26 protein-coding genes are annotated in these 25,529 nt (G+C 73.7%); 12 read left to right on the plus strand and 14 right to left on the minus strand.

Annotation, left to right across the window (positions count from 1 at the left end; translation table 11 throughout):
- On the plus strand, positions 1 to 200 hold a 200-nt coding region (locus tag DOO78_RS27580; protein WP_165838943.1), incomplete at its 5' end, for a hypothetical protein.
- A gap of 37 nt (positions 201 to 237) precedes the next feature.
- Here the strand turns inward: DOO78_RS27580 and DOO78_RS16950 are convergent.
- A complete protein-coding gene (locus DOO78_RS16950) occupies positions 238 to 1,461 on the minus strand; it encodes a beta-ketoacyl-ACP synthase II (protein ID WP_111471055.1) in 1,224 nt (407 codons plus the stop codon).
- A 133-nt stretch (positions 1,462 to 1,594) separates the two neighbouring features.
- On the opposite strand from DOO78_RS16950, the gene DOO78_RS16955 reads away from it, so the two are divergent.
- The gene (locus DOO78_RS16955) at positions 1,595 to 3,130 is read left to right on the plus strand and encodes an alpha/beta hydrolase (RefSeq protein WP_243634579.1); all 1,536 of its coding nucleotides are present in this window, start codon (positions 1,595 to 1,597) and stop codon (positions 3,128 to 3,130) included.
- A gap of 29 nt (positions 3,131 to 3,159) precedes the next feature.
- Here the strand turns inward: DOO78_RS16955 and DOO78_RS16960 are convergent, their stop codons facing one another.
- Complete coding sequence (locus DOO78_RS16960) at positions 3,160 to 4,389, minus strand: LLM class flavin-dependent oxidoreductase (protein WP_111471056.1); 1,230 nt, start codon at positions 4,387 to 4,389, stop codon at positions 3,160 to 3,162.
- Between the two features lie 553 nt (positions 4,390 to 4,942).
- Here DOO78_RS16960 and DOO78_RS16965 point away from each other — a divergent pair.
- The 3 genes from DOO78_RS16965 to DOO78_RS16975 are packed head-to-tail and all read left to right on the plus strand — an operon-like array spanning position 4,943 to position 8,555.
- Positions 4,943 to 5,617 (plus strand): 4Fe-4S dicluster domain-containing protein, encoded by a 675-nt coding sequence (locus DOO78_RS16965; RefSeq protein WP_111471057.1) that lies wholly within the window; start codon positions 4,943 to 4,945, stop codon positions 5,615 to 5,617.
- Positions 5,614 to 7,323, plus strand: a complete 1,710-nt coding sequence (locus tag DOO78_RS16970) for an FAD-binding protein (RefSeq protein ID WP_111471058.1) — start codon at positions 5,614 to 5,616, stop codon at positions 7,321 to 7,323. Before DOO78_RS16965 ends, DOO78_RS16970 begins: the two co-directional genes overlap by 4 nt.
- Positions 7,320 to 8,555, plus strand: a complete 1,236-nt coding sequence (locus DOO78_RS16975) for a complex I 51 kDa subunit family protein (protein ID WP_111471059.1) — start codon at positions 7,320 to 7,322, stop codon at positions 8,553 to 8,555. Before DOO78_RS16970 ends, DOO78_RS16975 begins: the two co-directional genes overlap by 4 nt.
- 36 nt (positions 8,556 to 8,591) lie before the next feature.
- Here the strand turns inward: DOO78_RS16975 and gshB are convergent, their stop codons facing one another.
- From gshB to hisF, 5 genes are all read right to left on the minus strand, one after another.
- Positions 8,592 to 9,539, minus strand: a complete 948-nt coding sequence (gene gshB / locus DOO78_RS16980; protein ID WP_111471060.1) for a glutathione synthase — start codon at positions 9,537 to 9,539, stop codon at positions 8,592 to 8,594.
- A 101-nt stretch (positions 9,540 to 9,640) separates the two neighbouring features.
- Positions 9,641 to 10,492 carry a SirB1 family protein gene (locus DOO78_RS16985; RefSeq protein ID WP_111471061.1) on the minus strand — a complete coding sequence of 284 codons (852 nt, stop codon included), beginning with the start codon at positions 10,490 to 10,492 and terminating at the stop codon, positions 9,641 to 9,643.
- Between the two features lie 46 nt (positions 10,493 to 10,538).
- A complete protein-coding gene (locus DOO78_RS16990) occupies positions 10,539 to 10,928 on the minus strand; it encodes a histidine triad nucleotide-binding protein (RefSeq protein ID WP_111471062.1) in 390 nt (129 codons plus the stop codon).
- Positions 10,929 to 11,025: 97 nt separating this feature from the next.
- The gene (locus DOO78_RS16995; RefSeq protein ID WP_111471063.1) at positions 11,026 to 11,547 is read right to left on the minus strand and encodes a phosphoribosyl-ATP diphosphatase; all 522 of its coding nucleotides are present in this window, start codon (positions 11,545 to 11,547) and stop codon (positions 11,026 to 11,028) included.
- Between the two features lie 2 nt (positions 11,548 to 11,549).
- A complete protein-coding gene (hisF, locus tag DOO78_RS17000) occupies positions 11,550 to 12,320 on the minus strand; it encodes an imidazole glycerol phosphate synthase subunit HisF (RefSeq protein WP_111471064.1) in 771 nt (256 codons plus the stop codon).
- Positions 12,321 to 12,825: 505 nt separating this feature from the next.
- On the opposite strand from hisF, the gene DOO78_RS17005 reads away from it, so the two are divergent.
- From DOO78_RS17005 to DOO78_RS17020, 4 genes are read left to right on the plus strand one after another with little or no spacing between them, the layout of a single operon-like run.
- A complete protein-coding gene (locus DOO78_RS17005; protein WP_111471065.1) occupies positions 12,826 to 13,803 on the plus strand; it encodes an aliphatic sulfonate ABC transporter substrate-binding protein in 978 nt (325 codons plus the stop codon).
- A gap of 26 nt (positions 13,804 to 13,829) precedes the next feature.
- On the plus strand, positions 13,830 to 14,975 hold the full coding sequence (gene ssuD / locus DOO78_RS17010) for an FMNH2-dependent alkanesulfonate monooxygenase (protein ID WP_111471066.1): 1,146 nt from the start codon (positions 13,830 to 13,832) through the stop codon (positions 14,973 to 14,975).
- Positions 14,972 to 15,805, plus strand: coding sequence for an aliphatic sulfonate ABC transporter permease SsuC (gene ssuC / locus DOO78_RS17015; protein ID WP_111471067.1), 834 nt, complete (start codon positions 14,972 to 14,974; stop codon positions 15,803 to 15,805). The genes ssuD and ssuC overlap by 4 nt, the downstream gene beginning before the upstream one ends.
- A complete protein-coding gene (locus DOO78_RS17020) occupies positions 15,805 to 16,575 on the plus strand; it encodes an ATP-binding cassette domain-containing protein (protein WP_111471068.1) in 771 nt (256 codons plus the stop codon). Before ssuC ends, DOO78_RS17020 begins: the two co-directional genes overlap by 1 nt.
- 50 nt (positions 16,576 to 16,625) lie before the next feature.
- Here DOO78_RS17020 and hisA read toward each other — a convergent pair whose 3' ends face one another.
- The 6 genes from hisA to DOO78_RS17050 all read right to left on the minus strand — a co-directional run bounded on the left by hisA (position 16,626) and on the right by DOO78_RS17050 (position 21,718).
- Positions 16,626 to 17,360, minus strand: coding sequence for a 1-(5-phosphoribosyl)-5-[(5-phosphoribosylamino)methylideneamino]imidazole-4-carboxamide isomerase (hisA, locus tag DOO78_RS17025; RefSeq protein ID WP_111471069.1), 735 nt, complete (start codon positions 17,358 to 17,360; stop codon positions 16,626 to 16,628).
- A 28-nt stretch (positions 17,361 to 17,388) separates the two neighbouring features.
- Complete coding sequence (locus DOO78_RS17030; protein WP_111471157.1) at positions 17,389 to 17,898, minus strand: GNAT family N-acetyltransferase; 510 nt, start codon at positions 17,896 to 17,898, stop codon at positions 17,389 to 17,391.
- Positions 17,899 to 17,993: 95 nt separating this feature from the next.
- Complete coding sequence (hisH, locus tag DOO78_RS17035; RefSeq protein WP_111471158.1) at positions 17,994 to 18,644, minus strand: imidazole glycerol phosphate synthase subunit HisH; 651 nt, start codon at positions 18,642 to 18,644, stop codon at positions 17,994 to 17,996.
- Positions 18,645 to 18,652: 8 nt separating this feature from the next.
- Positions 18,653 to 19,054 carry a DUF2628 domain-containing protein gene (locus tag DOO78_RS17040; protein WP_111471070.1) on the minus strand — a complete coding sequence of 134 codons (402 nt, stop codon included), beginning with the start codon at positions 19,052 to 19,054 and terminating at the stop codon, positions 18,653 to 18,655.
- Complete coding sequence (gene hisB, locus DOO78_RS17045; RefSeq protein ID WP_111471071.1) at positions 19,054 to 19,656, minus strand: imidazoleglycerol-phosphate dehydratase HisB; 603 nt, start codon at positions 19,654 to 19,656, stop codon at positions 19,054 to 19,056. Before hisB ends, DOO78_RS17040 begins: the two co-directional genes overlap by 1 nt.
- Before the next feature lie 193 nt (positions 19,657 to 19,849).
- Positions 19,850 to 21,718, minus strand: coding sequence for an AI-2E family transporter (locus DOO78_RS17050; protein ID WP_165838944.1), 1,869 nt, complete (start codon positions 21,716 to 21,718; stop codon positions 19,850 to 19,852).
- A 315-nt stretch (positions 21,719 to 22,033) separates the two neighbouring features.
- Between DOO78_RS17050 and DOO78_RS17055 the strand changes: the two genes are divergently transcribed.
- Both DOO78_RS17055 and DOO78_RS17060 read left to right on the plus strand, forming a co-directional pair.
- Positions 22,034 to 22,462 (plus strand): cupin domain-containing protein, encoded by a 429-nt coding sequence (locus DOO78_RS17055; protein ID WP_111471159.1) that lies wholly within the window; start codon positions 22,034 to 22,036, stop codon positions 22,460 to 22,462.
- A gap of 278 nt (positions 22,463 to 22,740) precedes the next feature.
- Complete coding sequence (locus DOO78_RS17060; protein WP_111471073.1) at positions 22,741 to 23,958, plus strand: ABC transporter substrate-binding protein; 1,218 nt, start codon at positions 22,741 to 22,743, stop codon at positions 23,956 to 23,958.
- A 168-nt stretch (positions 23,959 to 24,126) separates the two neighbouring features.
- Here DOO78_RS17060 and DOO78_RS17065 read toward each other — a convergent pair whose 3' ends face one another.
- Complete coding sequence (locus tag DOO78_RS17065) at positions 24,127 to 24,573, minus strand: GNAT family N-acetyltransferase (protein WP_207802948.1); 447 nt, start codon at positions 24,571 to 24,573, stop codon at positions 24,127 to 24,129.
- A 78-nt stretch (positions 24,574 to 24,651) separates the two neighbouring features.
- On the opposite strand from DOO78_RS17065, the gene DOO78_RS17070 reads away from it, so the two are divergent.
- Positions 24,652 to 25,482: a polysaccharide deacetylase family protein gene (locus DOO78_RS17070; protein ID WP_207802949.1), complete on the plus strand. Its 831-nt coding sequence runs from the start codon at positions 24,652 to 24,654 to the stop codon at positions 25,480 to 25,482.
- The last annotated feature ends 47 nt before the right edge of the window (positions 25,483 to 25,529 follow it).

A 25,529-nucleotide genomic window follows, 5' to 3' on the forward strand; every position in this document is an offset into this window, starting at 1 on the left:
TCCTCAACTACGGCCCCGACGCCCATCTCGAGTTCATCGGCGCCTCCGCCAAGGTCGCAGGCCTCCAGTACTACGCCGTCTACGCCACCCCAGGCACCGAGGACGTCAACCGCGTCGACGTCATCGCCCTCAAGCTCGACCCCGTCTCCGCCGCCACAGGCCACACCCTCGTCGCAGGCGACTACGTCTTCCATTCCTGACGGCAGATGGCGGGCAGGCCGGCGGCGGCGTCGCCGGTCATGCCGCACGGAACAGCAGGCTGGCATTCGTGCCGCCGAAGCCGAAGCTGTTGGAGAGGACGGCGCGGATCGGCCGCCGCTGCGCCGTCCGCGCGACGCGGTCGATCACCGTGCGGCGGCTCGGGGCATCGAGGTTCAACGTCGGCGGCGCGATGCCGTCGCGCAGGGCCAGGATGGCGAAGATCGCCTCCGCGGCCCCGGCCGCGCCGAGCATGTGGCCGGTCGCCGATTTGGTCGACGACATCGCCAGCCCTGCCGCCGCATCGCCGAACAGCCGCTCCACCGCCTCGATCTCCAGGTCGTCGCCGAGCGGCGTCGAGGTGCCGTGCGCATTGATGTACTGCACCTCCGCCGGCGCCAGGCCGCCGCGCCGCAGGGCATGCGCCATGGCGCGGTAGGCGCCGGCATGACCCTCGGCCGGGGCGGTCGGGTGGTGCGCATCGCCGGACATGCCGTAGCCGGCGAGCTCGGCATGGATCGGCGCGCCTCGGCGCCGCGCCTGCTCATACTCCTCGAGCAGGACCATCGCCGCCCCTTCCGCCATGACGAAGCCGTCCCGGGCGCGGTCCCAGGGGCGGGAGGCCTCGGCGGGCCGGTCGTTGAAGGCGCTGGAGAGCGCCCGCGTCGCGGCGAAGCCCGCCATGCCGAGCTCGCAGATCGCCGCCTCGGCGCCGCCGGCCAGCATCACCGTGGCATCGCCGCAGGCGATCATCCGCGCCGCATCGCCGATGGCATGCGCGCCGCTCGAACAGGCGGTGGAGACGGCGCGCCGGGGGCCGCGCAGATCGAAGCGGCGGGCCACCTCGCAGGCGAGCTCATGGATCATGGCCGCTTCTGGAAAGGGCAGCGCGGCCAGGCCCCCCGGGATGCCGTGGTGCTGCTGGGCATGCGCGTGCAGCGCCTTCAGCCGGCCGCAGCCGGAGCCAAGGCAGATGCCGGCCATCTCCTCCGCCTCCGGCCCGACGGGGCGCCAGCCCGCATCCTCGATGGCCGCCTGCGCCGCCACCATGGCGAATTGGCCAGCGCGGTTCTCCTCCGCCTGCGGCCCGGGCAGCGCGGCGGCGGGAACCTGGCCGGCGATGCGGCTCGGCAGGTCGCGGCTGTCGAAGGCGGTGACGGCGCCGATCCCGGACTGCGCCTCGACCAGGCGCTGCCATACCGTGTCCACGCCGGCGCCGAGGGGGCAGATGATCCCCATGCCGGTCACAACCACTCGCCGCATCGCCGGACCCTGCCGCAGTGATGCTGGCGAACTGGCCCCTGCGGCCGTTTCGGTACAGTGAAGCTTTGGGGACAGCGGCGCGGCCAGCCCGGGCCCCGGCCCCCGATTTACGCCGGCCGGCCTCCGGTCGAGAGTGTCCTTCCGCATCGGCCTGCCGGACCGCCGCACCCGCCGCGACGCGCCGTCGACCGATGCCCCGGAGATCCTGCCCTTGCGGATAGCCCGCGCCCGAAGGCTGCTGCGCAACCTGCTGTTCCTGCTGCTCGGCATCGGCATCGGGCTGCTGGGGCTGCGCGTCTGGCAAACCCAGAACGGCCCGGCCCTGCAGGCCTGGCACCGCTTCGTGCCCGCCGACCTGCATGCGGCCGAGATCGAGGGCATGGACTGGGCCGGCTACCTCGCGGCCGAAGCCGCCCTGTTCGAGTCCGTCCGGCGCAACGTGACGGAGCGGCTCGAACCGGAGGACCGCACGCCGCTGAACCGCTACTTCGAGGGCAGCCCGGTCTATCCGCCCCGCTTCCGGCAGGACTGGAACCGCTCCTACCTGCTGCTGCCGGAGGGGCCGCCGCGCGGCGCCGTGGTGCTGCTGCACGGGCTGACCGACACGCCCTACAGCCTGCGGCACATCGCCCGGCTGTACCAGTCGCACGGCTTCCTCGCGCTCGGCATCCGGTTGCCCGGCCATGGCACGGTGCCGGCGGGCCTGACGGTGGCGCGATGGGAGGACTGGATGGCGGCTACGCATCTGGCGGTGCGCGAGGCGCGCCGCCGGGTGCCCGCGGGGCCGCTGCACCTCGTCGGCTTCAGCAATGGCGGCGCGCTGGCCATGAAGCAGGCGATGGAGGCGCTGGACGACCCGGGCCGCGGCCGGCCGGACCGGCTCATCCTGATCTCGCCGATGATCGGGATCACCGAATTCGCCCGCTTCGCCGGGCTGGCCGGCCTGCCCGCGATGCTGCCCAGCTTCACCAAGGCGGCCTGGCTCGGCATCGTCGCCGAATTCAACCCCTTCAAGTACAACTCCTTCCCGGTGAATGGCGCGCGGCAGTCCTGGCGGCTGACGCGGGCGCTGCAGGCGGAGCTCGACCGCCGCACGCGGGCGGGACGGCTGGAGGGGCTGCCGCCGGTGCTCACCTTCCAATCGGTCCTGGATTTCACCGTCAGCACGCCGGCGGTGGTCAACGGGCTCTATGCGCTGCTGCCGGACAACGGCAGCGAGCTGGTGCTGTTCGACATCAACCGCAACAGCATGCTGGGCATCCTGTTCCGCACCGCCTCCGAGACGGCGCTCGGGCGCATCCTGCCGCCGGCCATCCGGCGCTACCGGACCATCGCGGTGACGAATGCCGGGGAGGGGGAGGATGCTATGGTCGCGCGGGTGACCGAGCCGGGCGCCACGCAATCCCGGGACCTGCCGCTGCGGGCGCGATGGCCGGAGGGCGTCTACTCCCTCTCGCATGTCGCCCTGCCCTTTCCGCCGGGCGATTCGCTCTATGGCATCGCGCCCGATCCGGCGGACGAGGCGTTCGGCGTGCAGTTCGGCACCATCGCGCCGCGGGGCGAGCGCGGGGCGCTGCGCGTGCCGCTCGATGGGCTGATCCGCATGTCCTCGAACCCGTTCTTCGAGGAGATGACGGAGCGCATCGGGCAGATGATCGAGGCGCGGTGAGTGCGCGCCTGGATTGCGTGATGGATGGCCTAGCCGCGGCGGCGGTCGAAATCCGGGACGTTGCTGGAGGAGGCGGCGAGCATCTGCGACTTCGTGACCTTCAGCGCCTCGGCCGCCGCCTCGTTCTCGGTGATCTTGGCCATCACCGCCTCCTTGGCGCGGTCGAAATAGGCGCGGTTCGTGGCGACGAACTCCCGCGACTTGCGCAGGCCGGCGAGATAGCCGTTGATCTCCGGCACCACGTAGCGCGCCACCATGTCCCAACTCCGGAAGGTGTTCTCCGGATTGGCCCAGTCATGCACGAAGCCGACGACCGTGCCGAAGCCGCCGCTCAGCGCCAGCACCTCCTTGATGCGGGTGACGAGGTCGTCCGGCGTGCCGATGGTGGCGACGGCGCCGGGCCCGTAGGCGGTCTTCTCCACCGCCTCGTCCGGATCCGTGAAAGGCTTGGCGCCGGGCCGCTGCAGGGTGCCGGTGATGTATTCGTTGTGGTGGCGCATGAGGCCGTCGCGCGCCTCGGCCCGCGCCTTCTCGCGCGTCTCGGCGATGTGCCAGCTCAGCAGCACGCGCCAGTTCCTGCGGTCCACAACGGTCCCGTGCTTGCGCGCCGCCGCCTCGGCGAAACCCCATTGCGTCGGCAGCGAGTTGAGCCCCTCGGTCGAGAGGGAGCCGATGGAGATGATGCCGATGCCGTGCTTGCCGGCGAGCGTCATGCCGGAGGGGCTGATCTGCGAGGCGACGGCGAAGGGCATCTCCTCCTGCAATGGCAGGAGTTGCAGCGCCGCGTCGTTCAGCTCGAACCAGTCGCCGCGATAGGTGACGCGCTCGCCCTGGAACAGCCGGCGGATGATGCCGATCGCCTCGTCCTGCCGGTCGCGCAGCAGCATCGGGTCGATGCCGAGCGTATGCGCGTCGGAGGCCAGCGCGCCGGGGCCGGAGCCGAAGATCGCCCGCCCGCCGGTCATGTGGTCGAGCTGCACCATGCGCTGCGCGACGTTGAAGGGATGGTGGTAGGGCAGGGAGACCACGCCGGTCGCCAGCTTGATGCGCTTGCTGCGCTCGCCGGCCGCGGCGAGGAACATCTCCGGCGAGGCGATCATCTCCCAGCCGCTCGAATGATGCTCGCCGCACCAGAACTCGTCGTAGCCGAGCCGGTCGAGATGCTCGACCAGGTCGAGGTCGCGGCGGAATTGCAGCATCGGGTGCTCGCCGATCGGGTGATGGGGGGCGAGGAAGGCACCGAAACCGAGCCGGGGCATGGGGACGTCTCCTGGTCGCCGACGGCAGCGCGGCCAGGCCGGTCCCGTCGTGCCGCGTGGATGGCTGCACGGGCCGCCCGTTGTCGTTCTGGTGTGCGCCCTGGCATGTGCCCTGGGCTGCGTCGGTGCGGCCTGCGGCGACGGTAGACGAGGCCCCGCGCCGCCGGCAAGCCGGCCCTGCCATCGCCCACCCGGCGTGGCGCCTGGCACCGGGACGGGTCGGAGCCGGCGCGCGCGCTGTGCGCCACGGCACAGGCGCGGCCGGCCGTCCCGCCTCAGGATGCCGGGGTCCATTCCTTTTCCAGACTGCGGGCCGGTGCCTTGGTGCCGGCCCGCCTTTTTTCGTCCCCGGCCTGCGCGTCCCGGCCTTTCCCGCCGTTTGGTGCCGAGGGCGCCCGCGCCTCGATGGAGCGGGCGGCGCGTGAACGCTTGGCCGTTGTCCCTCGTTGGTGGGGGTGCGACCCTGCATCCGGATGGTCGCGGCCGGCTCCGCTTCGGATCGCCCCTGCCCGGGTGACGCCCGGAGGCGGGGGAGAGGGATGGCGAGGCAGGCATGGCGGCAAGCGGGTCGGATGACGACGGCGTAAGGCTGGTCCTCGATGGCCATGCGGTGGTGAGCCGGCCGGGCCTCTCCCTGCTGCAGGCCTGGATCGCGGCCGGCCTGCCGCTCACCGAGAATGTCGGCTGCCTCGGCCAGGGGGTCTGCGGCGCCTGCCGGGTGCTGGTGCGCCGGCCCGGCCAGCGCATCGCCGGCACCGCCCTGGCCTGCGAGGTGCCCGTGGAGGCGGGGATGCAGGTCGCCTTCATCGACCATTTCCCCGCCCACCGGCCGCATGCCTACGATCTCGCGGCGCTCGGCGACAGCTGGTCGATCCCCGAGCAGATCGACCGCGTCTTCCCCGAGGCGCGGCATTGCCGCCATTGCAGCGGCTGCGACCGCGCCTGCCCCAAGGGCATCGAGGTGCAGCGGATGGTCAACCTCGCCGCCGCCGGGCAGGTCTTCGCCGCGGCCGAGCTCTTCGACCACTGCGTCATGTGCAATCTCTGCGTCGCCGCCTGCCCGGAGCATATCGACCCGGCGCATCTCGGCCAGTTCACCCGCCGGATGAGCGCCGCCCTGACCCTCCGCCCGGCCGACCTCATGCAGCGGCTGCACGAGATCGAGCAGGGCGGGCAGGCGATCGATCCCGAGGCGCCCGGCGCCCGCCCGGACGCGCCGCCGGCATGACCGGCGCCCCCGAGCATGGCATCCCCGAGCCCGGTGCCCCCGAGCCCGGTGCCCCCGAGCCCGGGGCCTCCGAGCCTGGCGCCCCGGAGATCCGCGGCATTCCCCTGGCCGCGGCGCTGGCCGCCTGGACGGCGGCGGCCCCGGCCGCCGAGCGCGCCTGCGACCTGCCGGTGCCGGAGCTGCTGCGGCGCTTCCACCCCGATCACCGCCCGGGCGGGATGGTCACGCTGCAGGCCGGGCCGAGCGCCGGCGCCGCCTGCCCGGCGGAGCTGGCGGTGCTGCTGCTCTCGGATTCGCTGCTCGACGATATCGACATCGCAGGCGCGCCGATCCGCGATGCCGATGTCCTGGTGCTGGGCGGCGGCGGCGCCGGCTGCGTGGCGGCGCTGACCGCGGCGCGGGCGGGGGCCCGGGTGCTGCTCGCCACCAAGCTGCGCATGGGCGACGGCAACACGGTGATGGCCGAGGGCGGCATCCAGGCCGCCATCGGCGCCGAGGACAGCCTGCAACGGCATTTCGAGGATACGCTGCGGGCCGGGCATTTCGCCGCCGACCGGGCGCTGGTCGCGGCGCTGGTGGGCGACGGGCCGGACTGCATCCGCTGGCTGATCCGCGAGGGCATGGGCTTCGACCTCGGCGACGACCGGCAGCGCATGGGCGGCACCCTGCTGCGCAAGATGCCGGGCGGGGCGACGGCGGCGCGGCTGCTCTCCTACCGCGACTTCACCGGGCTCGAGATGATGCGGGCGCTGCGCGAGGCGGTGCTGCTCACCCCCGGGATCACGGTGCTGGACCGGCACCCGGCGCTGGAGCTGCTGACCGATGACCGTGGCCGCTGCGGCGGCGCGGTGCTGCAGGATCTCGGCCAGGGGCGGCTGGTGCTGGTCCGCGCCGGCGCCACCCTGCTGGCGACCGGCGGGGCGGGGCGGCTGCACCTCGCCGGCTTCCCCACCTCCAACCATTACGGTGCCACGGCGGACGGGCTGGTGCTGGCCCATCGCGCCGGGGCGCGGCTGCGGGAGATGGACAGCTTCCAGTTCCACCCGACCGGCATCGCCTGGCCGCCGCATCTGGAAGGCGCGCTGGTCAGCGAGGCGGCGCGCGCGGCCGGGGCGCGGCTGGTGAATGGCCGGGGCGAGCGCTTCGTCGCCGAGCTGGCGCCGCGCGACGTGGTCGCCGCCGCCATGCTGCGCGAGCTGGCCGAGGGGCGCGGCGTGCGGCATGACGGCGGGACGGGCCTGTTCCTCGATACGCCGAGCCTGGAGCGGGAGCAGCCCGGCATCCTCGGCAAGCGGCTGCTGACGCTCTCGCACCTGGCGCATCGCGCCGGCTTCGACCCGGCGCGCGAGCCCTTCCTGGTGCGGCCGACGCTGCACTACCAGAATGGCGGCGTGGTCATCGACCCGGCGGGGCGCACCACCCTGCCGGGCCTGCTGGCGGCGGGCGAGGTGACCGGCGGGCTGCATGGCCGCAACCGCATGATGGGCAACGCCCTGCTGGAGCTGGTCGCCTTCGGCCGCCGCGCCGGCGCTGCCGCGGCCGCCGATGCCCGGGCCGAGCGGCCGCGCAACCTCGGCCTCAACCACCTCGCCGGCTGGCGGCGCGGCCTGCTCGCCGCCGGCATCGGCCTGGGGCGCAAGGGGCCGATGCTCTTCCCGCCCTATGGGCATGTGACGGCCGAGGGCCTGCTGGGGCATGCGGCATGAGGGTGCTCACCGATCCCGCGCGGCGCACCGGCGCCGATCTCGCCGCCTGGCTGGCGCAGGGCGGCGGCGAGGGGCTCGGCCGCGCCCTGGCCGATCCCGCCGGCATCGTCCCGCTGCTGGAGCAGGCCGGGCTGCGCGGCCTCGGCGGCGCCGGCTTCCCGACGCATCGCAAATGGGCGGCCGTCGCGGCCCAGCCCGGGCCGGAGCGCTGGGTGCTCTGCAACGGCAACGAGGACGAGCCGGGCACCTTCAAGGACCGCTTCCTGCTGGCCGAGACGCCGCATCAGGTGATCGAGGGGGCGCTGATCGCCGCCCTGGCGGTGGGGGCGTCGCGGCTCGTGCTCTACGTCAACCCGCGCGAGGCCGAGGCGGTGGCGACCTGCCGCGCGGCGCTCGCCGCCTGGCAGGCGCATCCCCTGGTCGCGGCCGTCGCGGCGGCGACCGGGCAGGCGCTGGCGCTGCGCGTGGTGGAGAGTTCGGGCCTCTATATCGGCGGCGAGGAGAGCGGCGCCGTCGCCAGCGTCGAGGGCGGCTTCCCCTTCCCGCGCCTCAAGCCGCCCTTCCCGGCCGAGCAGGGCGTGCATGGCGCCCCGACCCTGGTCAACAATGTCGAGACCCTGGCGCATGTGCCGCACATCCTGCGGCATGGGGCGGGCTGGTATCGCGGCCTCGGCCTGGGCGAGGCGGTGGGCACCAAGCTCTATTCCCTCTCGGGCGACGTGCTGCGGCCGGGGCTGCACGAGCTGCCCATGGGCACCAGCCTGCGGGAGCTGGTCTTCGCCCATGGCGGCGGCATGCTGGCGGAGCGGCCCTTCAAGGCGGTCTTCACCGGCGGCCCCTCGAACACCCTGCTGACGGCGGCCGATCTCGACGTGGCGCTCGATTTCGACAGCCTGCGGGCGCGCGGCTCGCGCCTCGGCACCGGGGCGATGATCGTGGTCGGGGAGGGGACCAGCATCCTGCGCAAGACGGCGGAATACGTCTCCTTCTTCGCCAACAACTCCTGCGGCCAGTGCCCGCCCTGCAAGATCGGCACGCATCAGGTGGCGCGCATCCTGGAGCGGCTGGACACCGGCGCCGGCCGGCCGGGCGACCTGGCGGCGCTGGCCAACCTCTCGCACATGCTGCCCGGCAGCGGCCGCTGCGGGCTGGTGGACGGCGCGGCGACGGTGCTGGCGAGCTCGCTGGCCACCTTCCGCGCCGAATACGAGGCGGCGCTGCCAAGGGAGTGAGGGAAGCCCCCGGCCCGGATACGGCCCGGCGGCCGGTCAGCCGCCCCGGCGCTTCGCCTCGATGGCGTCCCAGATCGCCTTTTCCAGATGCACCCCGTCGAAGCGGGCGATCTCCTGCAGCCCGGTCGGGGAGGTGACGTTGATCTCGGTCAGGTAGCCGCCGATCACGTCGATGCCGACGAAGATCATGCCGCGCCGCTTCAGCTCCGGCCCGATCCGGGCGCAGATCTCCTGCTCCCGCTCGGTCAGCGTGGTCCGCTCCGGCCGGCCGCCGACATGCATGTTGCTGCGCGCCTCGCCCTCGGCGGGGACGCGGTTGATGGCGCCCATGGCGACGCCATCCACCAGGATGATGCGCTTGTCGCCCTGGCGGACGGCGGGGACGTATTTCTGGATCACCAGCGGCTCGCGCGAGCGTTCGGTGAACATCTCGATCAGGCTGTTGAGGTTGGAATCGCCCGGCTTCAGGTGGAAGACGCCGGCGCCGCCATTGCCGAAGAGCGGCTTGACGATGATGTCGCCGTGCTTCTCCCGGAACGTCATGATCTGGCCGCGATCGGCGGTGACCAGCGTCTCCGGCATCAGCTCGGGGAAATGCGTGACGTAGAGCTTCTCCGGCGCGTTGCGCACGCTGGCCGGGTCGTTCACCACCAGCGTCTTCGGGTGGATGTGCTCGAGGATGTGGGTGGCCGTGATGTAGGCCATGTCGAAGGGCGGGTCCTGGCGCATCAGCACCACGTCCATGCCGCCGAGGTCGATCTCCTCGCGCGGGCCGAAGGACCAGTGGGCCCCCCGCTTGCGCTCGACCGTCACCGGCTCGCCGAGCGCGGTCACCCGGCCGCCATGCAGGGCGAGGTTGCGGACATGGTAGTGCCAGAGCTGATGGCCGCGCGCCTGGGCCTCCAGCATCAGGGCGAAGGTGCTGTCGGCATCGATGTTGATGCTCTCGATCGGGTCCATCTGGACCGCGACGCGCAGGGCCATGGCTCTCTCCCTCCCCGGGGCGGGTGTCTCGGCCGCCTGTGTTGGCAGAGAGGGCGGCCGGGCGCCAGGGGGGAGAGGGCGAGGAGGCGAGGCCGCCGCCCTCAGTTCAGCCGGTGGCGCAGCTCCTCCACCACGCTGCGGATGCGCCGTGCCGTCTCGCCTTCCGGCTCGATCTCGAGCGAGCGGTCGAGGCAGCCGAGCGCGGCGCCGATCCGGTCCAGCCGCTGGTTCATCAGCCCGGCCTCGCGCCAGAGCAGGGCGGCCTCGGGGGCGAGGCGCAGCATGTCCTCGGTGCAGGCCAGCGCCCCGGTCAGGTCGCCACCGCGCAGCCGGCGCAGCTTGATGTTGTTCTGCAGCCGCAGCAGCACCGAGCGCTTGTCCATGCCGCGCAGCAGCCCCGGCCGCAGCTCCGCCCGCTCGCCCTCGATCCGCTTGATCAGCGCCCGCAGCTCGGGCGCCGCCAGGCCGGTGCCGCCGGCGAAGACATCGACCAGCGCCTGGCCGCGGCCGCCCTCGACCGCCAGCAGGAAATGCCCCGGGAAGTCGATGCCATGCGCCGTCCAGCCCGCCGCCTCGGCCGCATGCAGCCAGAGGATGCCGAGCGCCACGGGCAGGCCGCGCCGGCGCTCCAACACCCGGATCAGGTTGGCATTGGCCGGGTCGTCGTAATGCTCGGTGTCGCCGGCATAGCCGAAGCGGCCATGGATGACCGTGGCCAGCACCTCCCGCCGCCGGTCGGCATCGCCGGCGTCGGCCTCCGGATCGGCGGTGGCGGCGGCGACGGCGGCCTGGGCGAGCTCCGTCAGGCTGGCGGCGGCGGCGTGCCAGTCGGCCTCCGGCGCATCGATGCGGGCGAATTGCAGCGCCACGGCGGCGAGATCGATCTCCGCATCGGGGAGCTGGCCGGCGGCGGCGAGGGCGGCGCGGGCCTCGTCCTGGGGGCTGGTGGCCATGGCCGGACTCTCCTCACTCGGGCGGCGGTCCGCAAGGGCCGCGCGTTCAGGCCGGCGGCGCCGCCGGCACCATGCGGCCGAGCCGCCGGCCGCCGAAGATATGGACATGGAAATGCGGCACTTCCTGCCCCGCATCGGCTCCCATGTTGGAGAGGATGCGGTAGCCGCTCTCCTCCAGCCCGAGGTCGCGGGCAACCATGGTGACGAGGCGCCAGAAGCCGGCGATGGCCTCCGCCGGGGCCTCGGCATGGAAATCCGCCGCGCTGACCCAGCGGCCCTTCGGGATCACCAGCACATGCAGCGGCGCCTGCGGCGCGATGTCGTGGAAGGCGAGGGCATGGGCATCCTCCGCCACCGTCTTGCAGGGAATCTCCCCGCGCAGGATGCGGGCGAAGATGTTGGCGTCGTCATAGGGCGGCTTGCCGGTCACCGACATGGCGGGCGTCCCCTTGCTGCAATCCTCCTGTCGTCATGGCCGCGCCCGCCCGCGGCATCAAGCCCCCGGGGCGGGTCGCCCGCCGCGGCCGCCGGGATCAGGGCAGCTTGGTCGTCCGCGCCGCCCGCACGATGCCCTTCGGGCGCGCCGCCTTCTCGACGATGCCGCTGATGCCCTCGCGCTGGCGCAGCTCGGCCCAGACCTCCTCCGGCCGGATGCCGGCATCCACCCAGACCACCAGCAGGTGGTAGAGCAGGTCGGCGCTCTCCAGGATCGTTTCGCCACGCTCGCCCATGGTGGCGGCGATGACGCATTCCACCGCCTCCTCGCCCAGCTTCTGGGCGACCTTCGGCGTGCCGCGGGCCAGCAGCCGGGCGGAGTGGCTGTGCGCCACGTCGCCGGCCGTCCGCCGCGCCTCCACCGTCCGCCAGAGATCGTCGAGCACGCCGGCATCGCCCCCGGCCGCCCCGAGATCGAGCGGCCGGAGATGCCGCGACTCCGCCTTCCGCACCGCCTTGGGCGCCTTCTTGGCCTTGGCCGGCACCCCGGCCGGAAGGGGCAGGCCGGTCCGCGCCTTGGTCGGCTTCCGCTTGGTGGTCTTGTCGGTACTCTTCGCCATGCTCAGGCGGCCTCCGCCAGGGGGCGCACCGGCAGGCCCGCCGCGGCCAGGGCTGCCTTGGCGTCCGCGATGCGGAACTCCCCGTAATGGAACACGCTGGCGGCCAGCAGCCCGCTGGCCCCGGCCGCCGCCCCCTCCACGAAATGCTGCACCGTGCCGACGCCGCCGGAGGCGATGATCGGCACCCGGACCGCGCGGCGGATGGCCCGCAGCAGGTCGAGATCGAAGCCCGATTTGGTGCCGTCCCGGTCCATGGAGGTCACCAGCAGCTCCCCCGCCCCGGCCTCGGCCATGCGCCGCGCCCAGCCCACCGCCTCGATGCCCGTGGCCTTGCGGCCGCCATGGGTGAAGACCTCCCAGCGGCCCTCGGCCACCCGCCGGGCATCGACGGCAACGACGATCGCCTGGCTGCCGAAGGCCTCGGCGGCGCGGCTGACCAGCGCCGGCTCGGCCACCGCGGCGCTGTTGATGCTCGCCTTGTCCGCGCCGGCGAGCAGCAGGCGGCGGACATCCTCCACCGAGCGGACGCCGCCGCCGACGGTGAGCGGGATGAAGACCTCGGCGGCGGTGCGGGAGACCACGTCGTACATCGTGTCGCGGTTCTCGTGCGTCGCGCCGATATCGAGGAAGGTGACCTCGTCGGCGCCCTCGCGGTCATAGGCGCGGGCCTGCTCCACCGGGTCCCCGGCATCGCGGAGCGAGACGAAATTCACCCCCTTCACGACGCGGCCCTCCTTCACGTCGAGGCAGGGGATGACGCGCAGGGCGAGCATGGGACCACCTCCGGCAGAGGAAGGCGCCGAGGCGGCGCGGGTTGCTGCGCTTGCGTCCGAATGCGCCGGGGGTCAAGCGCGGATTCGGCGGGGCTGGGATGGGGCGGCGGCCAGCGGGCCGGCCGCGTTGCCCCGGCGGCGATTGCTCGGAAGGGACGGGGGTTTCCCATAATTCACGCATAAATCCCGTCCCATAGTTGACGTACCACTTTCATATGTAGTTAATGGCGGCCGCCGCCGGCGTATCTTGCGCCGGCACCGCGGGATTTGACCCATGCAGCTTGCACCGCGTCACCAAGAGCTAAAGCGCCGTTCCGTCTCCGGCGGGGCCGCGTCCGGATCACGGCCCTGCGGCGCCGCCTGGCGGGACCGCCTGCGGATCATGGCCGGCCGAGCCGTGCCTGGCGGCGGGCTGCCCTGTCGACGCTGAGCGTCGCCAGAGGCCCCTCCCGTCCCTCGTCCTTCCCCGAGCGGCGCGCCCCAGCGCGCCCGGAGACCCATCCGCATGCCCATCCATGCCGCGGCCTCGCGCCGTGCCCTGCTCACGGCCGTCCTCGCCGCCCCCGCCCTCGCCCCGCTGGCCAGCCCCCGTCCCGGCCGGGCCGAGGGGCAGCCGCGCGAGTTCCGCATCGGCTACCAGAAATCCGGCCCGCTGCTGGTCGCGCGGCAGAACGGCGCCATCGAGCGCGCCCTGGCGCCGCTCGGCATCGCGGTGAGTTGGCTGGAATTCACCTATGGCCCGCCGCTGCTCGAGGCGCTGAACGTCGGCAGCATCGATTTCGGCGCGGTCGGCGACGCCCCGCCCATCTTCGCCCAGGCGGCGCGGGCGAAGCTGCTCTACGTGGCGGCGACGCCGAGCCGCGGCGCCAGCCAGGCGATCCTGGTGCCGCAGGACAGCCCGCTCCGCTCGGTGCAGGACCTGAAGGGGAAGCGGCTCGCCTTCGCCCGCGGCTCCTCCGCGCACAGCCTCGCGGTCGGCGCGGTGGAGAAGGCCGGCCTCGCCTGGGGCGACCTCACCCCGGTCGAGCTGCCGCCCGCCGATGCCGGCGCCGCCTTCGCCCGCGGCAACATCGATGCCTGGAGCATCTGGGACCCCTTCTTCGCCCTGGCCGAGATCCAGCGCCAGGCCCGGGTGCTGGCCGCCGGCGAGGATGTGGAGCCGCAGAGCAGCTACTTCCTCGCCCATCGCGGCTTCACCGAGGCGCATCCGCGGCTGGTCGCGCAGGTGGTGGCGGTGCTGGCCGAGATCGGCGCCTGGTCGGCGGCGCACCGCGCCGAGGTCGCGCAGCTCGGCGCCGAGGCGACCGGCCTGCCCATCGAGGCCATGCGCCGCGCGGCGCAGCGCACCGCCTTCGAGGTGGTGCCGCTCTCGGACGCCATCGTCGCGCAGCAGCAGCGCGTCGCCGACCGCTTCCACCGCCTGAAGCTGATCCCCCGCGCCGTCACCGTGCGCGACATCGTCTGGCAGCCGCCGGCGGCCTGAGCCGCGCCCGCCCCAAGGAATCCCCCATGTCCACCGAGACCCCCCTCGACCTCTTCTGGTTCGTGCCCACCTCCGGCGATGGCCGCTATCTCGGCAGCCGCCAGGGCGCCCGGCCGCAGGATTTCGGCTATCTGCGCGAGGTGGCGATGGCCGCCGACCGGCTCGGCTATGGCGGCGTGCTGCTGCCGACCGGCAACCAGTGCGAGGATCCCTGGATCACCGGCGCCGCCATCGCGCCCTGGACGCAGCGGCTGAAATTCCTCCTCGCCCTCAGGCCCGGCGTGCAGACCCCGGCGCAATGGGCCCGCCAGGCCGCGGCCTTCGACCGCATCAGCAACGGCCGGCTGCTGATGAACGTCGTCACCGGCGCCAACCCGAAGGAGCTGGCCGGCGACGGCATCTTCCTCGACCATGCGCAGCGCTACGCGCAGACCGAGGAATTCCTCACCATCTTCCGCGGCCTCTTCACCGAGGCGGGCGTGGACTTCAGCGGCGAGTACCTCTCCTCGCGCGGCGGCAAGCAGCATTTCCCGCCGGTGCAGCGCCCGCATCCGCCGCTCTGGTTCGGCGGCTCCTCGGCGCCGGCGATCGAGGTCGCGGCGCGGCATGTCGACACCTACCTTACCTGGGGGGAGCCGCCGGCGCAGGTGGCGGCGAAGCTGGAGGCGGTGCGCGCCCGCGCCGCCATCACGGGGCGGCAGCTGCGCTTCGGGCTGCGCGTGCACCTCATCGTTCGCGAGACCGATGCCGAGGCCTGGGCGGCGGCGGAGCGGCTGATCGCCCATCTCGACGACGCCACCATCGCCGCGGTGCAGCAGCGGCGCGCCGAGGACAGCGACAGCGTCGGCCAGCGGCTGCAGACCGAGCTGCATGGCGGGCGCCGCGACCGGCTGGAGGTCTCGCCCAACCTCTGGGCGGGCGTCGGCCTGGTGCGGGCCGGCGTCGGCACGGCGCTGGTCGGTAGCCCGGAGACGGTGGCGGCGCGGCTGCGCGAGTACCAGGCGCTCGGCGTCTCCACCATCATCGCCTCCGGCTACCCGCATCTCGAGGAAGCCTATCGGGTGGCCGAGTTGCTCTTCCCGCGCCTCGGCCTCGGCGGCGTCGCGGCGCCGCAGGTGGCGGCGCGGGATTTCGTGACCACCGGCGGCAGCTACGGGACGCTGGCGGCATGAGCGGGGCGGTCCTCGCCCCGGCGGGGCTGGCGGCGCCCGCGGCCGGCCGCCTCGGACCCGCCTGGCGCGGCCTGGTCCGGGCCGCGCTGCCCTGGCTGCTGCCGGCGCTGCTGCTGCTCGCCTGGCAGGCCGGCAGCATGGCCGGCTGGATCGCCGAGGAGGTGCTGCCGGCGCCCTCCGCCGTCCTCGCCGCGGGGTGGGAGCTGGCGCGCTCGGGCGAGCTGCTGCGCAACATCGAGGTCAGCACCTGGCGCGCCCTCACCGGCTTCGCCATCGGCGGCGGGCTCGGCCTCGGCTTCGGGGTCCTCACCGGCCTGTCGCGGCTTGGCGAGCGGCTGCTCGATTCCAGCGTGCAGATGCTGCGCAACATCCCGCACCTTGCGTTGATCCCGCTGGTGATCCTGTGGTTCGGCATCGACGAGGCGGCGAAGCTCTTCCTCGTCGCGCTGGGCAGCTTCTTCCCGGTCTATGTCAACACCATGCATGGCGTGCGCTCGGTCGATCCGCAACTCGTCGAGATGGGCCGCGCCTATGGCATGGACGCGCCGACGCTGTTCCGCCGCATCGTGCTGCCGGGCGCGCTGCCCTCGGTCTTCGTCGGGCTGCGCTACGGGCTCGGCATCATGTGGCTGACGCTGATCGTCGCCGAGACGATCGCGGCGAATTCCGGCATCGGCTACATGGCGATGCACGCCCGCGAGTTCATGCTGGTGGATGTCGTCGTCTTCTCGATCCTGGTCTACGCCCTGCTCGGCAAGCTGGCGGACAGCCTGGCGCGGCTGCTGGAGCGGCTCTGCCTCTCCTGGAACCCGGCCTATCGGAGCGCGTGATGGACGGCATGGTGCAGGCGCCGGCGCGCGCCGCGGGGGTCGCGGTCGGCATCCGCGGGTTGCGCAAGGCCTTCGGCGGGCCGGCGGTGCTGCAGGGCATCGATCTCGACATCCCGGCGGGCCAGTTCCTCGCCGTGGTCGGCCGCAGCGGCTGCGGCAAGTCGACCCTGCTGCGCCTGATCGCCGGGCTGGAGCAGCCGGGCGGCGGCAGCCTGACCCTGCGGGCGGGGCAGGATCTGCTCGCTCCCGCCGCGGCGGTGCGGCTGATGTTCCAGGAGCCGCGGCTGCTGCCCTGGTCGAGCATCGGCGGCAATGTCGAGGTCGGGCTGCCGCGCGGCCTGGCGGCGGCGGAGCGGGCGGCCCGGGCCCGGGCGGCGCTGGCCGAGGTGGGGCTCGCCGAGCGGGCGGCGGAATGGCCCGCCGTGCTCTCGGGCGGCCAGAAGCAGCGCGTGGCGCTGGCCCGCGCCCTGGTCAGCCGGCCGCGCCTGCTGGCGCTCGACGAGCCGCTCGGCGCGCTGGATGCGCTCACCCGGATCGGCATGCAGGCGCTGGTCGAGGCGGTGTGGCGCGCCGAGGGCTTCACCGCGGTGCTGGTGACGCATGACGTGGGCGAGGCGGTGGCGCTGGCCGACCGGGTGATCCTGCTCGAGCAGGGGCGGGTGGCGATGGACGTGCCGATCGACCTGCCGCGGCCGCGCCGGCATGGCGATGCCGCGCTGGCGGCGCTCGAGGCGCGCATCCTGGACCGGCTGCTGGCCGCGGAGCGGTAGGGCCGGCGGTCGGGCCGCGGAGGCGCCGGGGCCCATCGCCCCGGCGGCTGTCAGCGTGCCGCCAGGGCCAGCGCCGCCGCCGGGTCGATCCGGCCGTCATAGAGCGCCCGGCCGATGATCACGCCCTCGATCCCCTCGCCGGCGAGGCCGGCCAGGGCGGCGAGGTCGTCGAGCGAGGCGACGCCGCCCGAGGCGATGACCGGCAGCCGCACGGCGCGGGCCATGGCGAGCGTCGCCTCCAGGTTCACCCCGCCGAGCATGCCGTCGCGCTCGATATCGGTGTAGATGATGGCCGCCGCCCCGGCATCCTCGAAGCGCTTGCCGAGATCGGTGGCGAGGATGGTGCTCACCTCCGCCCAGCCCTCGGTCGCCACCATGCCGTTGCGGGCATCGATGCCGACCGCGACGCGGCCGGGCCAGGCCTTGCAGGCGGCCAGCGCGAATTCCGGGTCCTTCACCGCCGCCGAGCCGAGGATGACGCGGCGCAGACCGCGCCCGAGCCAGGCCTCGACCGTCGCCATGGTGCGGATGCCGCCGCCGAGCTGCACCGGCGTCGCCGGGATGGCGGCGAGGATCGCCTCCACCGCGGCGGAATTGGCCGGCTTCCCGGCGAAGGCGCCGTCGAGATCGACCACGTGCAGCCAGGGAAAGCCGAGCGCCGCGAAGGCCCGGGCCTGGGCGGCCGGGTCGGCGGAATAGACCGTGGCCTGGGCCATGTCGCCGCGCCTGAGGCGGACGACCTGGCCGCCCTTGAGGTCGATGGCGGGGTAGAGCGTGAGTGGCATCGGGCGCCTGTCCTGAGGTCCGGGCGGATCAGCGCCCCATCACCTTCCCGGTGCTGCGGCCGCGGCCGGGTTCGAGCAGCTTGTAGTAGTAGTGCCCCGCGACCGTCCGGCCGTTCACCCGGGCATAGGCGGGATGGGTGCCCCAGCGCTCATAGCCCAGCGTCTCGAACAGGGCGATGGCGGTGGTCTGGGTCTCCCGCACGTCGAGGTTCACGACGCGGTGGCCGAGCGAGGCGGCCCGCTCCTCGACGCGGCGGATCATCAGCCGCGCCAGCCCGTGCCCGCGGGCATAGGGCGCGATATAGGCATGCGTCAGCGTCGCGCCGAAGGCCTGCGCCTCGTTGTTGCGGGGCGGCCGGACGAGCTGGGCGCTGCCCACCACCACCGCGTCCAGCCGGGCGACGAAGAGCTCGCGCTCCGGCACCAGCATCACGCCGCGGAAATGCCGCTGCAGCGCCACCCGGCCCTGCGGCTCGATCCAGCCGAAGCCGCCGCCCTCGATGATGGCGGCATCCGTGGCCTCGCAGAGCTCGGCCATGTCGTGGTCGTCGAGCTCCGTCACCCGCTCGACCGAGAGCTCGGGCTGGCGCGGCGTGCTGGGCTCGGCCAGGCCGATCGGCACCTTCGGCGCGCTCACGGGGTCCACCGGAGGAAATTGGCGAGGATGCGCAGGCCCACCGCGGCGCTCTTCTCCACATGGAATTGCGTGCCGGCCAGGTTGCCGCGGCCGACGATGGCGACGACCGGGCCGCCGTAATCGGTGGTCGCCAGCACCTCGCCGGCATCATAGTCGCTCAGCGCGTAGGAATGAACGAAATAAGCGTGCTCTCCAGGTCTTATTCCCGCAAGAAGTGGATGCCCTCCGGCGGGAAAGTCGAGCGTGTTCCAGCCCATCTGCGGCAGGGGCAGCGCCGCGCCATCCGGCCCGCGCGGCGCCATCGGCGCCATCTCGCCGCGGATCCAGCCGAGTCCCGGCGTCACCCCATGCTCCAGCCCGCGCTCCGCCATGATCTGCATGCCAACGCAGATGCCGAGCAGCGGCGTGCCCTCGGCGACGCGGCGCTCCAGCACCCCGATCATGCCCGGCAGGGCCGCGAGGCCGCGCATGCAGGCGGCGAAGGCCCCTTGCCCGGGCAGGATCAGTCGGTCGGCCGCCGCCGCCTCCGCCGCGTCGCGGGTCACCGCCGCCTCGAGGGCGATGCCGGCATCCGCGGCCGCGCGGGTGAGGGCGCGCAGCACCGAGGCGAGGTTGCCCGAGCCCGGATCGACCACCGCGACGCGCATCGCCCCGCTCATGCCGCCAGGCTCCGCAGCAGCTCGGGCCGTGCCTCGAACAGGCGGGCCAGCGCCAGCTCCTCGGCCGGCGCGGCGACGACATGCGCCGCGCGCCAGCCGCGGCGGCCGAGCGCGGCGCGGCGCAGATCCTGCGCCTCCGCGCCCAGCAGGAATTGCAGGGCGAGCAGCACCGGCAGGCGCCAGGGGGCGGGCACCAGGATGGCCAGCAGCAGGGCCAGCCCGATCCAGGCGGCGGCCTCCAGCCAGAGGCGGTGCCGCAGCAGCCAGAGCGGGCCGAACAGGAAGGCCCCCCAGGAAAACCCCTCCCGGACCAGGATGGGCTCGCGCGGCAGGGCCGCATCCGGGACGCGCGCGGCGCTCCGGGCGCTGCGCGGCAGATGGACGGTCCAGATGCGCATCAGGCTTCCAGGACCCCTTTCGTCGAGGGCACCGCAGTCGGCGAGCGCGGGTCCGTCTCCACGGCCATGCGGAGGCTCCGGGCCAGCGCCTTGAAGCAGGCCTCAGCGACATGGTGCGCGTTGGTGCCGGCCTTCAAGGTCATGTGCAGGGTGATGCCGGCGTTGAAGGCGAAGGCGCGGAAGAACTCCTCGAACAGCTCGGTGTCCATCTCGCCCACCTTGTCGCGCGCGAAGGGCACGGACCAGGCGAGGAAGGGGCGGCCGGAGATGTCGATCGCCGCCTCGGCCAGCGCCTCGTCCATCGGCAGCAGCGCCTGGCCGTAGCGCCGGATGCCGCGCTTGTCGCCGAGCGCCTGCTTCAGCGCCTGGCCGAGCACGATGCCGACATCCTCGGTGGTGTGGTGATAGTCGATATGCAGGTCGCCCTTCGCCTCGACCGACAGGTCGAGGAGCGCATGGCGGCCGAGCGCGGTCAGCATGTGGTCGAGGAAGCCGATGCCGGTCGCCGCCCGCACCTCGCCCGTGCCGTCGAGGGAGAGCGTGACGCGGATCTCGGTCTCGGCCGTGGTCCGGGCGATGCTGGCGGTGCGGGGGGCGCTCATGCGCGCCCTCCTACGCCAGGGCACAGGGGGTCGCAACCGCCGTGGCGGGCGCCCCGCACCGGACCGGCGCGCGGCCTTCGCCCCGCGGCGAGGGGCCAGGGGCCGCGCGACGGTCAGGGAACCGCATGGGCGGGCGGCGGCCCCGAGGGGCGCCCGCTATGGCGCGCCCTGAGTCTCCTCTTGGGGCGCCCCCTCATGCTGGCGCGGGGGCCATGCCGATGGCGGGCGGCTCCGGCCGGGGGGTCGGCTCGGTCAGCAGCGGCGGCTGGGTGGAAACGGCCTGCTCCACCGCCAGCTCGCCCGCCTCGACCAGGCTCGCCGCCAGCAGCAGCGGGACCTGCTGGCTCTCCGCGCGCAGCGCCGGCGCCAGGATGCCGGCCGCCGCGCCGCCGGTGCGGGCCTCGGCCTCGGCCGGGGCCCAGGCCAGGGCGAGGACCGGCGTGGCCGGCAGCCGCCGGCGTGCCCGGCGCAGCAGGTAGCGGGCGGTGGCGGCGCTGCTGCCCCCCTCGATGAAGCAGAGGCAGAGCAGCTTCGGCGGGGCGGCGGGGCCGGCGGTGGTGGCGACCTGCACGCCGAAGCCGCGGCGCTGCAGCACCTGGGCGAGCATCGTCGCCGCCAGCGCATCGAAGGGGCCGCGGCCCGGCAGGCAGAGCACCGTGCCGGGCGCCTGCCAGGCCGCCGGCAGCGCGGCCAGCGCACCGGCCTCCTCCGGCTCCGGGTCCTCGGCCTCCTCCAGATCCTCCATGAGCTGCTCGATGCTGCCCTGCATCGCCTCGCGCCGCTCGGGCGAGAGCGCGCCATGCACCGCATCGGCCTGGGCCAGGCGCAGCGCCGGCAGGGCGATGGCGTCGAGATAGTCGGCCAGGGACTTCTCCTTCAGGCAGCGCTCGGCCTGCTCGGCCAGCGCATCGGCATCGCCGGCGAGGGCACGCTGGTAGAAGGTCTCCTCCGGGTCCAGCGGCGGACTGTCGCCGAGCATCACCTCGAGGAATTCCAGCCGGTCGACATGCCGCCCGAGCACCACCAGGCAGACGGTGAGCGGCACCGCCAGCAGCAGGCCGATCGGGCCCCAGAGCCAGGTCCAGAAGGTCGCCGCGGCGATGACCGCGATCGGCGAGAGGCCGGTGGAATGGCCGAAGACCAGCGGCTCGAAGACCTGGCCCATCGCCGCCTCGCCGAGGGCGAAGAGCACCAGCACCCAGACCAGCGTGCCCCAGCCCGGATCGACGGCGAGGGCGAGCAGCGCCGGGAAGCCGGCGGCGATGAAGCTGCCGATGAAGGGCACGAAGCGCATCAGCCCGGCGACGAAGCCCCAGAGCAAGGGGTTGGGGATGCCGACCAGCCAGAGCACCCCGGTCATCACCAGGCCGAAGCCGAAATTCATCCCGGTCTGCGCCAGGAAGTAGCGGGAGAGCCGGTAGGCGGCGTCGTCCATCGCCGCCATGGTGCGGTGCAGGTCGCGCGCGCCGGCGAGGCGGATCAACCGGTCCCGTAGGTCCTCGCGGTAGAGCAGGATGAAGATCACCAGGATGGCGACGATGCCCGCCGTCGCCAGCGGCCCGAGCAGCGGCTCGGCGACGCGCTGCAGCATCTCGAAGGCCGTGGGGTCGGGCGACCGGATCTCGACCGGGATGGGCTCGGTCACCGGCTGGCTGGGCAGCCGCGAGGGCACTGCCGTGGCCGCCTTGTCGCGGCCGCCAGCGCTGCGGCCCATCTCCTGCAGCGTGCTGACCACCCGGTCGATCAGCCCGCCCGAAGCCTGCAGCCGGCCGAGCTTCTCGGTGATCGCCTGCTGGTAGGCGGGCAGGTTCTCGGCGAGCGAGGTCGCCTGCCGCCCCACCAGGCCGAACATCGAGAGGATCAGCGCCCCGGCCAGGACCACCGCCACCAGGACCGAGGCCGGGCGCGGCAGGTGCAGCCGCCGCAGCCCCCGCGTCACCGGCGCGAGGACGAAGGAGAGCAGCATCGCCAGGACGAGCGGGATCAGCAGCTCGCGGCCGAAATAGAGGATGGCGATAATCAGGATCACGCCCTGCAGGACATGCAGGCCGTTGCCGGGCACGCCGGCGGCGGCGACGCCCCGGGGCGGTGAGGGAGGGGAGAACGGGGGAGGCGTCTGGGGCATGCCGCTATTGGTGACCTCGGGCCGGGGATCGGCCACCTCCGCGCAACGCGGCGCCGCCAGATCCGTTGCGCCAGGGTGTTGGTCGGGAATGCCGGTCGGAGGTGCCGGTCGGGCGGGGCGGGCGGACCGGGCCCGGGCCGGCAGGGGAAGGCAAAGCCGGGCCGGCCACCCCGCCGGATTTTGCCTTGCCGCATCCCTGCCGGGGTGTAGCCTGTTCCTTACGGTTCGGAGAGACCGCAAGGAGGACGGACCATGGATGGCAGCGTTGCCGGCGCCACGCGCCCCGAGATCAAGCTCACCGTCTCGAACAAGGCCGACCAGCCCTTCGTGAAGGGGCGGCGGAAATTCTTCCGCTACCGCGATCTCGGCGTGCAGGCCGCGACCGGCGGCAAGCTGCGGGCGCAGGTGATGGAAGCGATCACCGGCATGACCGAACCCACCGGCTGGCACACGCATCAGTGCGAGGCGCAGTTCATCTACATCCTGAAGGGCTGGGTGGAGCTGGAATTCGAGGATGGCACCCGCACCCGCAGCGGCCAGGGCGATGCCGTCCTCATCCCCGGCGGCATGAAGCACAACGAGATCGCCACCTCGGACGATGTCGAAATCCTCGAGCTGTCGATCCCCGGCGACATGGCGACCAAGCCCTGCGACCCGCCGCAGGGCCAGAGCCAGGGCTGAGCCGGCCCTCGTCGCGGGACCAGCCCCCGGAACCAGCTCCGGGACTGGCCGCAGTCCGACATGGGATCCCCGATGAACCGGTGCGCCCGCCTGCCGCCCAGGCGGCACGGGGCGCGCCGGGCCCGGGTCATCGTTTGATCGCGTGATTCACGCTTCCGGTGAGGCCACCGCAAGCGATCACGCGCCAAGGGACAGGGCGCCCGGACGCATCCGGGCCGGGCGCGACGCATGGCGGCTGCGAAGCTCCCGGCAGACCGAGCCGCCGGGAGGGACGAAGAATGATCCTCGACCGACGCGCGCTGCTGCTCGGCGGCGCGGCCTTCGGGGCGCTGCCGCGGCTGGCCCGGGCCCAGGCGCAGCAGACCATCCGGCTCGGCATCATCACCGATATGAGCGGCGCCTTCGCCGACCTCTCCGGCCCGAATGCCGTGCTCGCGGTGCGCCAGGCGGTGCAGGATGCGGCGTCGCTCGGCCTCAAGGTCGAGGTCGTCGCCGCCGACCACCAGAACAAGCCGGACATCGCGGTGAACATCGCCCGGCAGTGGTTCGACCGGGAGGGCGTGGACGCGCTGGTCGATGTCCCCGCCTCCTCCGCCGCGCTCGCGGTGAATGCGGTGGTGCGGGAGAAGAACAAGGTCTTCCTCGCCTCCGCCCCCGGTACCTCCGAGCTCACCGGCGCGCAATGCAGCCCGAACACGGTGCAGTGGACCTACGACACCTGGATGCTCGCCAACTCCACCGCGCGGGCCATGGTGCGCGAGGGCGGGGACAGCTGGTTCTTCGTCACCGCCGACTATGCCTTCGGCCATTCGATGGAGGTCGAGGGCGGCAAGATCATCGGTGCCGAGGGCGGCAAGGTGCTCGGCAGCGCCCGCTTCCCCTTTCCCGGCACTACGGATTTCTCCGCCTTCCTGCTGCGCGCGCAGGCGAGCAAGGCGAAGGTGATCGGCCTCGCCTTCGGCGGCACCGACATGGCCAATGCGGTGAAGCAGGCGACCGAGTTCGGGCTGCAGAAGCGCGGGCAGCGGCTCGCCGCCCTGATCCTCTTCATCTCCGAGGTGCATTCGATGGGCCTCGAGACGGCGAAGGGGCTGGTCTGCTCGACGAGCTACTACTGGGACACCAATGACCGCACGCGCGCCCTGACGCAGCGGATGAAGCAGAATTTCGGCGCGCCGCCCGCGACCATGGTGCAGGCCGGCTGCTACGGCGTGGTGCTGCACTACCTGAAGGCGGCGGCCGCCATGGGCACGGCGGCGGCCAAGGCCAGCGGCGCCGATGCCGTGGCGCGGATGAAGGCCCTGCCGACGGATGACGACGCCTTCGGGCCCGGCCGCATCCGCGCCGATGGGCGCAAGCTGCATCCGGCCTATCTGGTCGAGGTGAAATCCCCGGCCGAGAGCCGCGGCCCTTGGGACTACTACAAGGTGCTGCGGACGGTGCCCGGGGATCAGGCCTTCCGGCCGATGGCGGAGGGCGGCTGCCCACTGGTCTGATACCCGGCGCACGAAGGTTTCGCCTTCGCGCCCCTCAAACGCCGGGCGCTGCCTCCGGCAGCTTGGCTTCGCGCCACTCGGCGCGGCGCCCATTCGGGCGCTCGGCCCTGCGGGCCGCAGGTTGGAATTTCGTGCGCCGGCTATAAGGCGGCGCGGTCTCGCCCTGGCTCAGCCCCGGGCGAGGCGCTTGCGCAGGAACCAGCGGGTCTGCCCCTCCGGGTAGTCCTCCAGCGCGCCGAACACCGCATAGCCGAGGGATTCGTAGAAGCCGCGGGCCTGGAAGCTGTCGAGCCAGGCGGAGTGGCAGCCGGCCGCCGCCGCATGCCGCTCCGCCGCCGCCATCAGCGCCCGCCCGGCGCCGCTGCCGCGCCGCGCCGGATCCACCCAGACCGCGTCGATGAAGAGCCAGCCCCAGGACAGCATGCCGCTGAGCCCGCCGACGAGGCCGCCTGCCGCATCCTCCAGCCGCAGCGCGAAGCGGTCGGCCCGATGCGGCACGGTCTCGGCATGGAAGGCGTTGATCCGCTGGCCGAGCTCGGCCCGGAAGCCGGGCGGCGGCGCCGGGTCGAACACCATGCGCAGGGCCGGCGGCTGCCCTGCCTCGCCTTCCGTCATCGCTCCCCTCCCTTCGACGCAGGTCGCGGAGGATGCTACGGCCTGCCCTCCCGCCCAAGCCCGGAGCCGCCACGGACCGTGTGCCGTCACTGCCCCCATTCCCGTGCCGGCCTGCCGCGCCGCGCCCTGCTGGCCGGGCTGCTGCCGGCGGCCCTGCCCGCGGCGGCCGGTGCCTGCCCGGGCCTGCCGGCCGCGACGCTGGTCGAGCCGCGCCTCGGCCTCGCCCTGCCGCCCTCGGCGCCGCGCAGCGTGGCGCTGACCCTCGATGCCTGCGACGGCCGGGTGGACATGCGCATCCTGGAGACGCTGCTGCGGCTGGAGGTGCCGTCGACCATCTTCGCCACCGCCCGCTGGGTGCACGGCAATGCCGCCGCGCTCGCCCTGCTGCGGGCGCATCCGGCGCTGTTCGGCCTGCAGAACCACGGCGCGCGGCACCTGCCGGCGGTGCTCGGCCCCGGCCGGGTCTACGGACTGGCGCCGGCCGGCACGCTGGCGGCGGTGCAGGCGGAGGTGGCGGGCGGCGCGGCGGCGCTGGTCGAGGCCGGGCTGCCGCCGCCCCGCTGGTACCGGGGCGCGACCGCGCTCTACAGCCCGGAGGCGGTGACGCTGATCGAGACGATGGGCCTGCGGGTCGCCGGCTTCTCGCTCAATGCCGATGAGGGCGCCTCGCTGCCGGCCGCCGCGGTGGCGCGGCGGATCGCCGCGGCGCGGGGCAACGAGGTCATCATCGCGCATCTGAACCATCCCGAGCGGCCGAGCGGGGCCGGGGTCGCGGCGGGCGTTGCGGCGCTGCGGGCGGCGGGGATGGGGTTCGTCCGGCTGGAGGAGGCGCCGGTGGCGGCCGAGGATTGTCGCGCCTGGCACCGGCCGCCGCTGCTGGCGGCGGCGCGGCACCGGCCCGGCGCATAGGGCGGCGGGCCAAGGATCGGGGGGCCGCCCGGTGGCGCGGCCCCAAG

Source organism: Roseicella frigidaeris, assembly GCF_003258945.1.
Classification (GTDB): Bacteria; Pseudomonadota; Alphaproteobacteria; order Acetobacterales; family Acetobacteraceae; genus Paracraurococcus; species Paracraurococcus frigidaeris.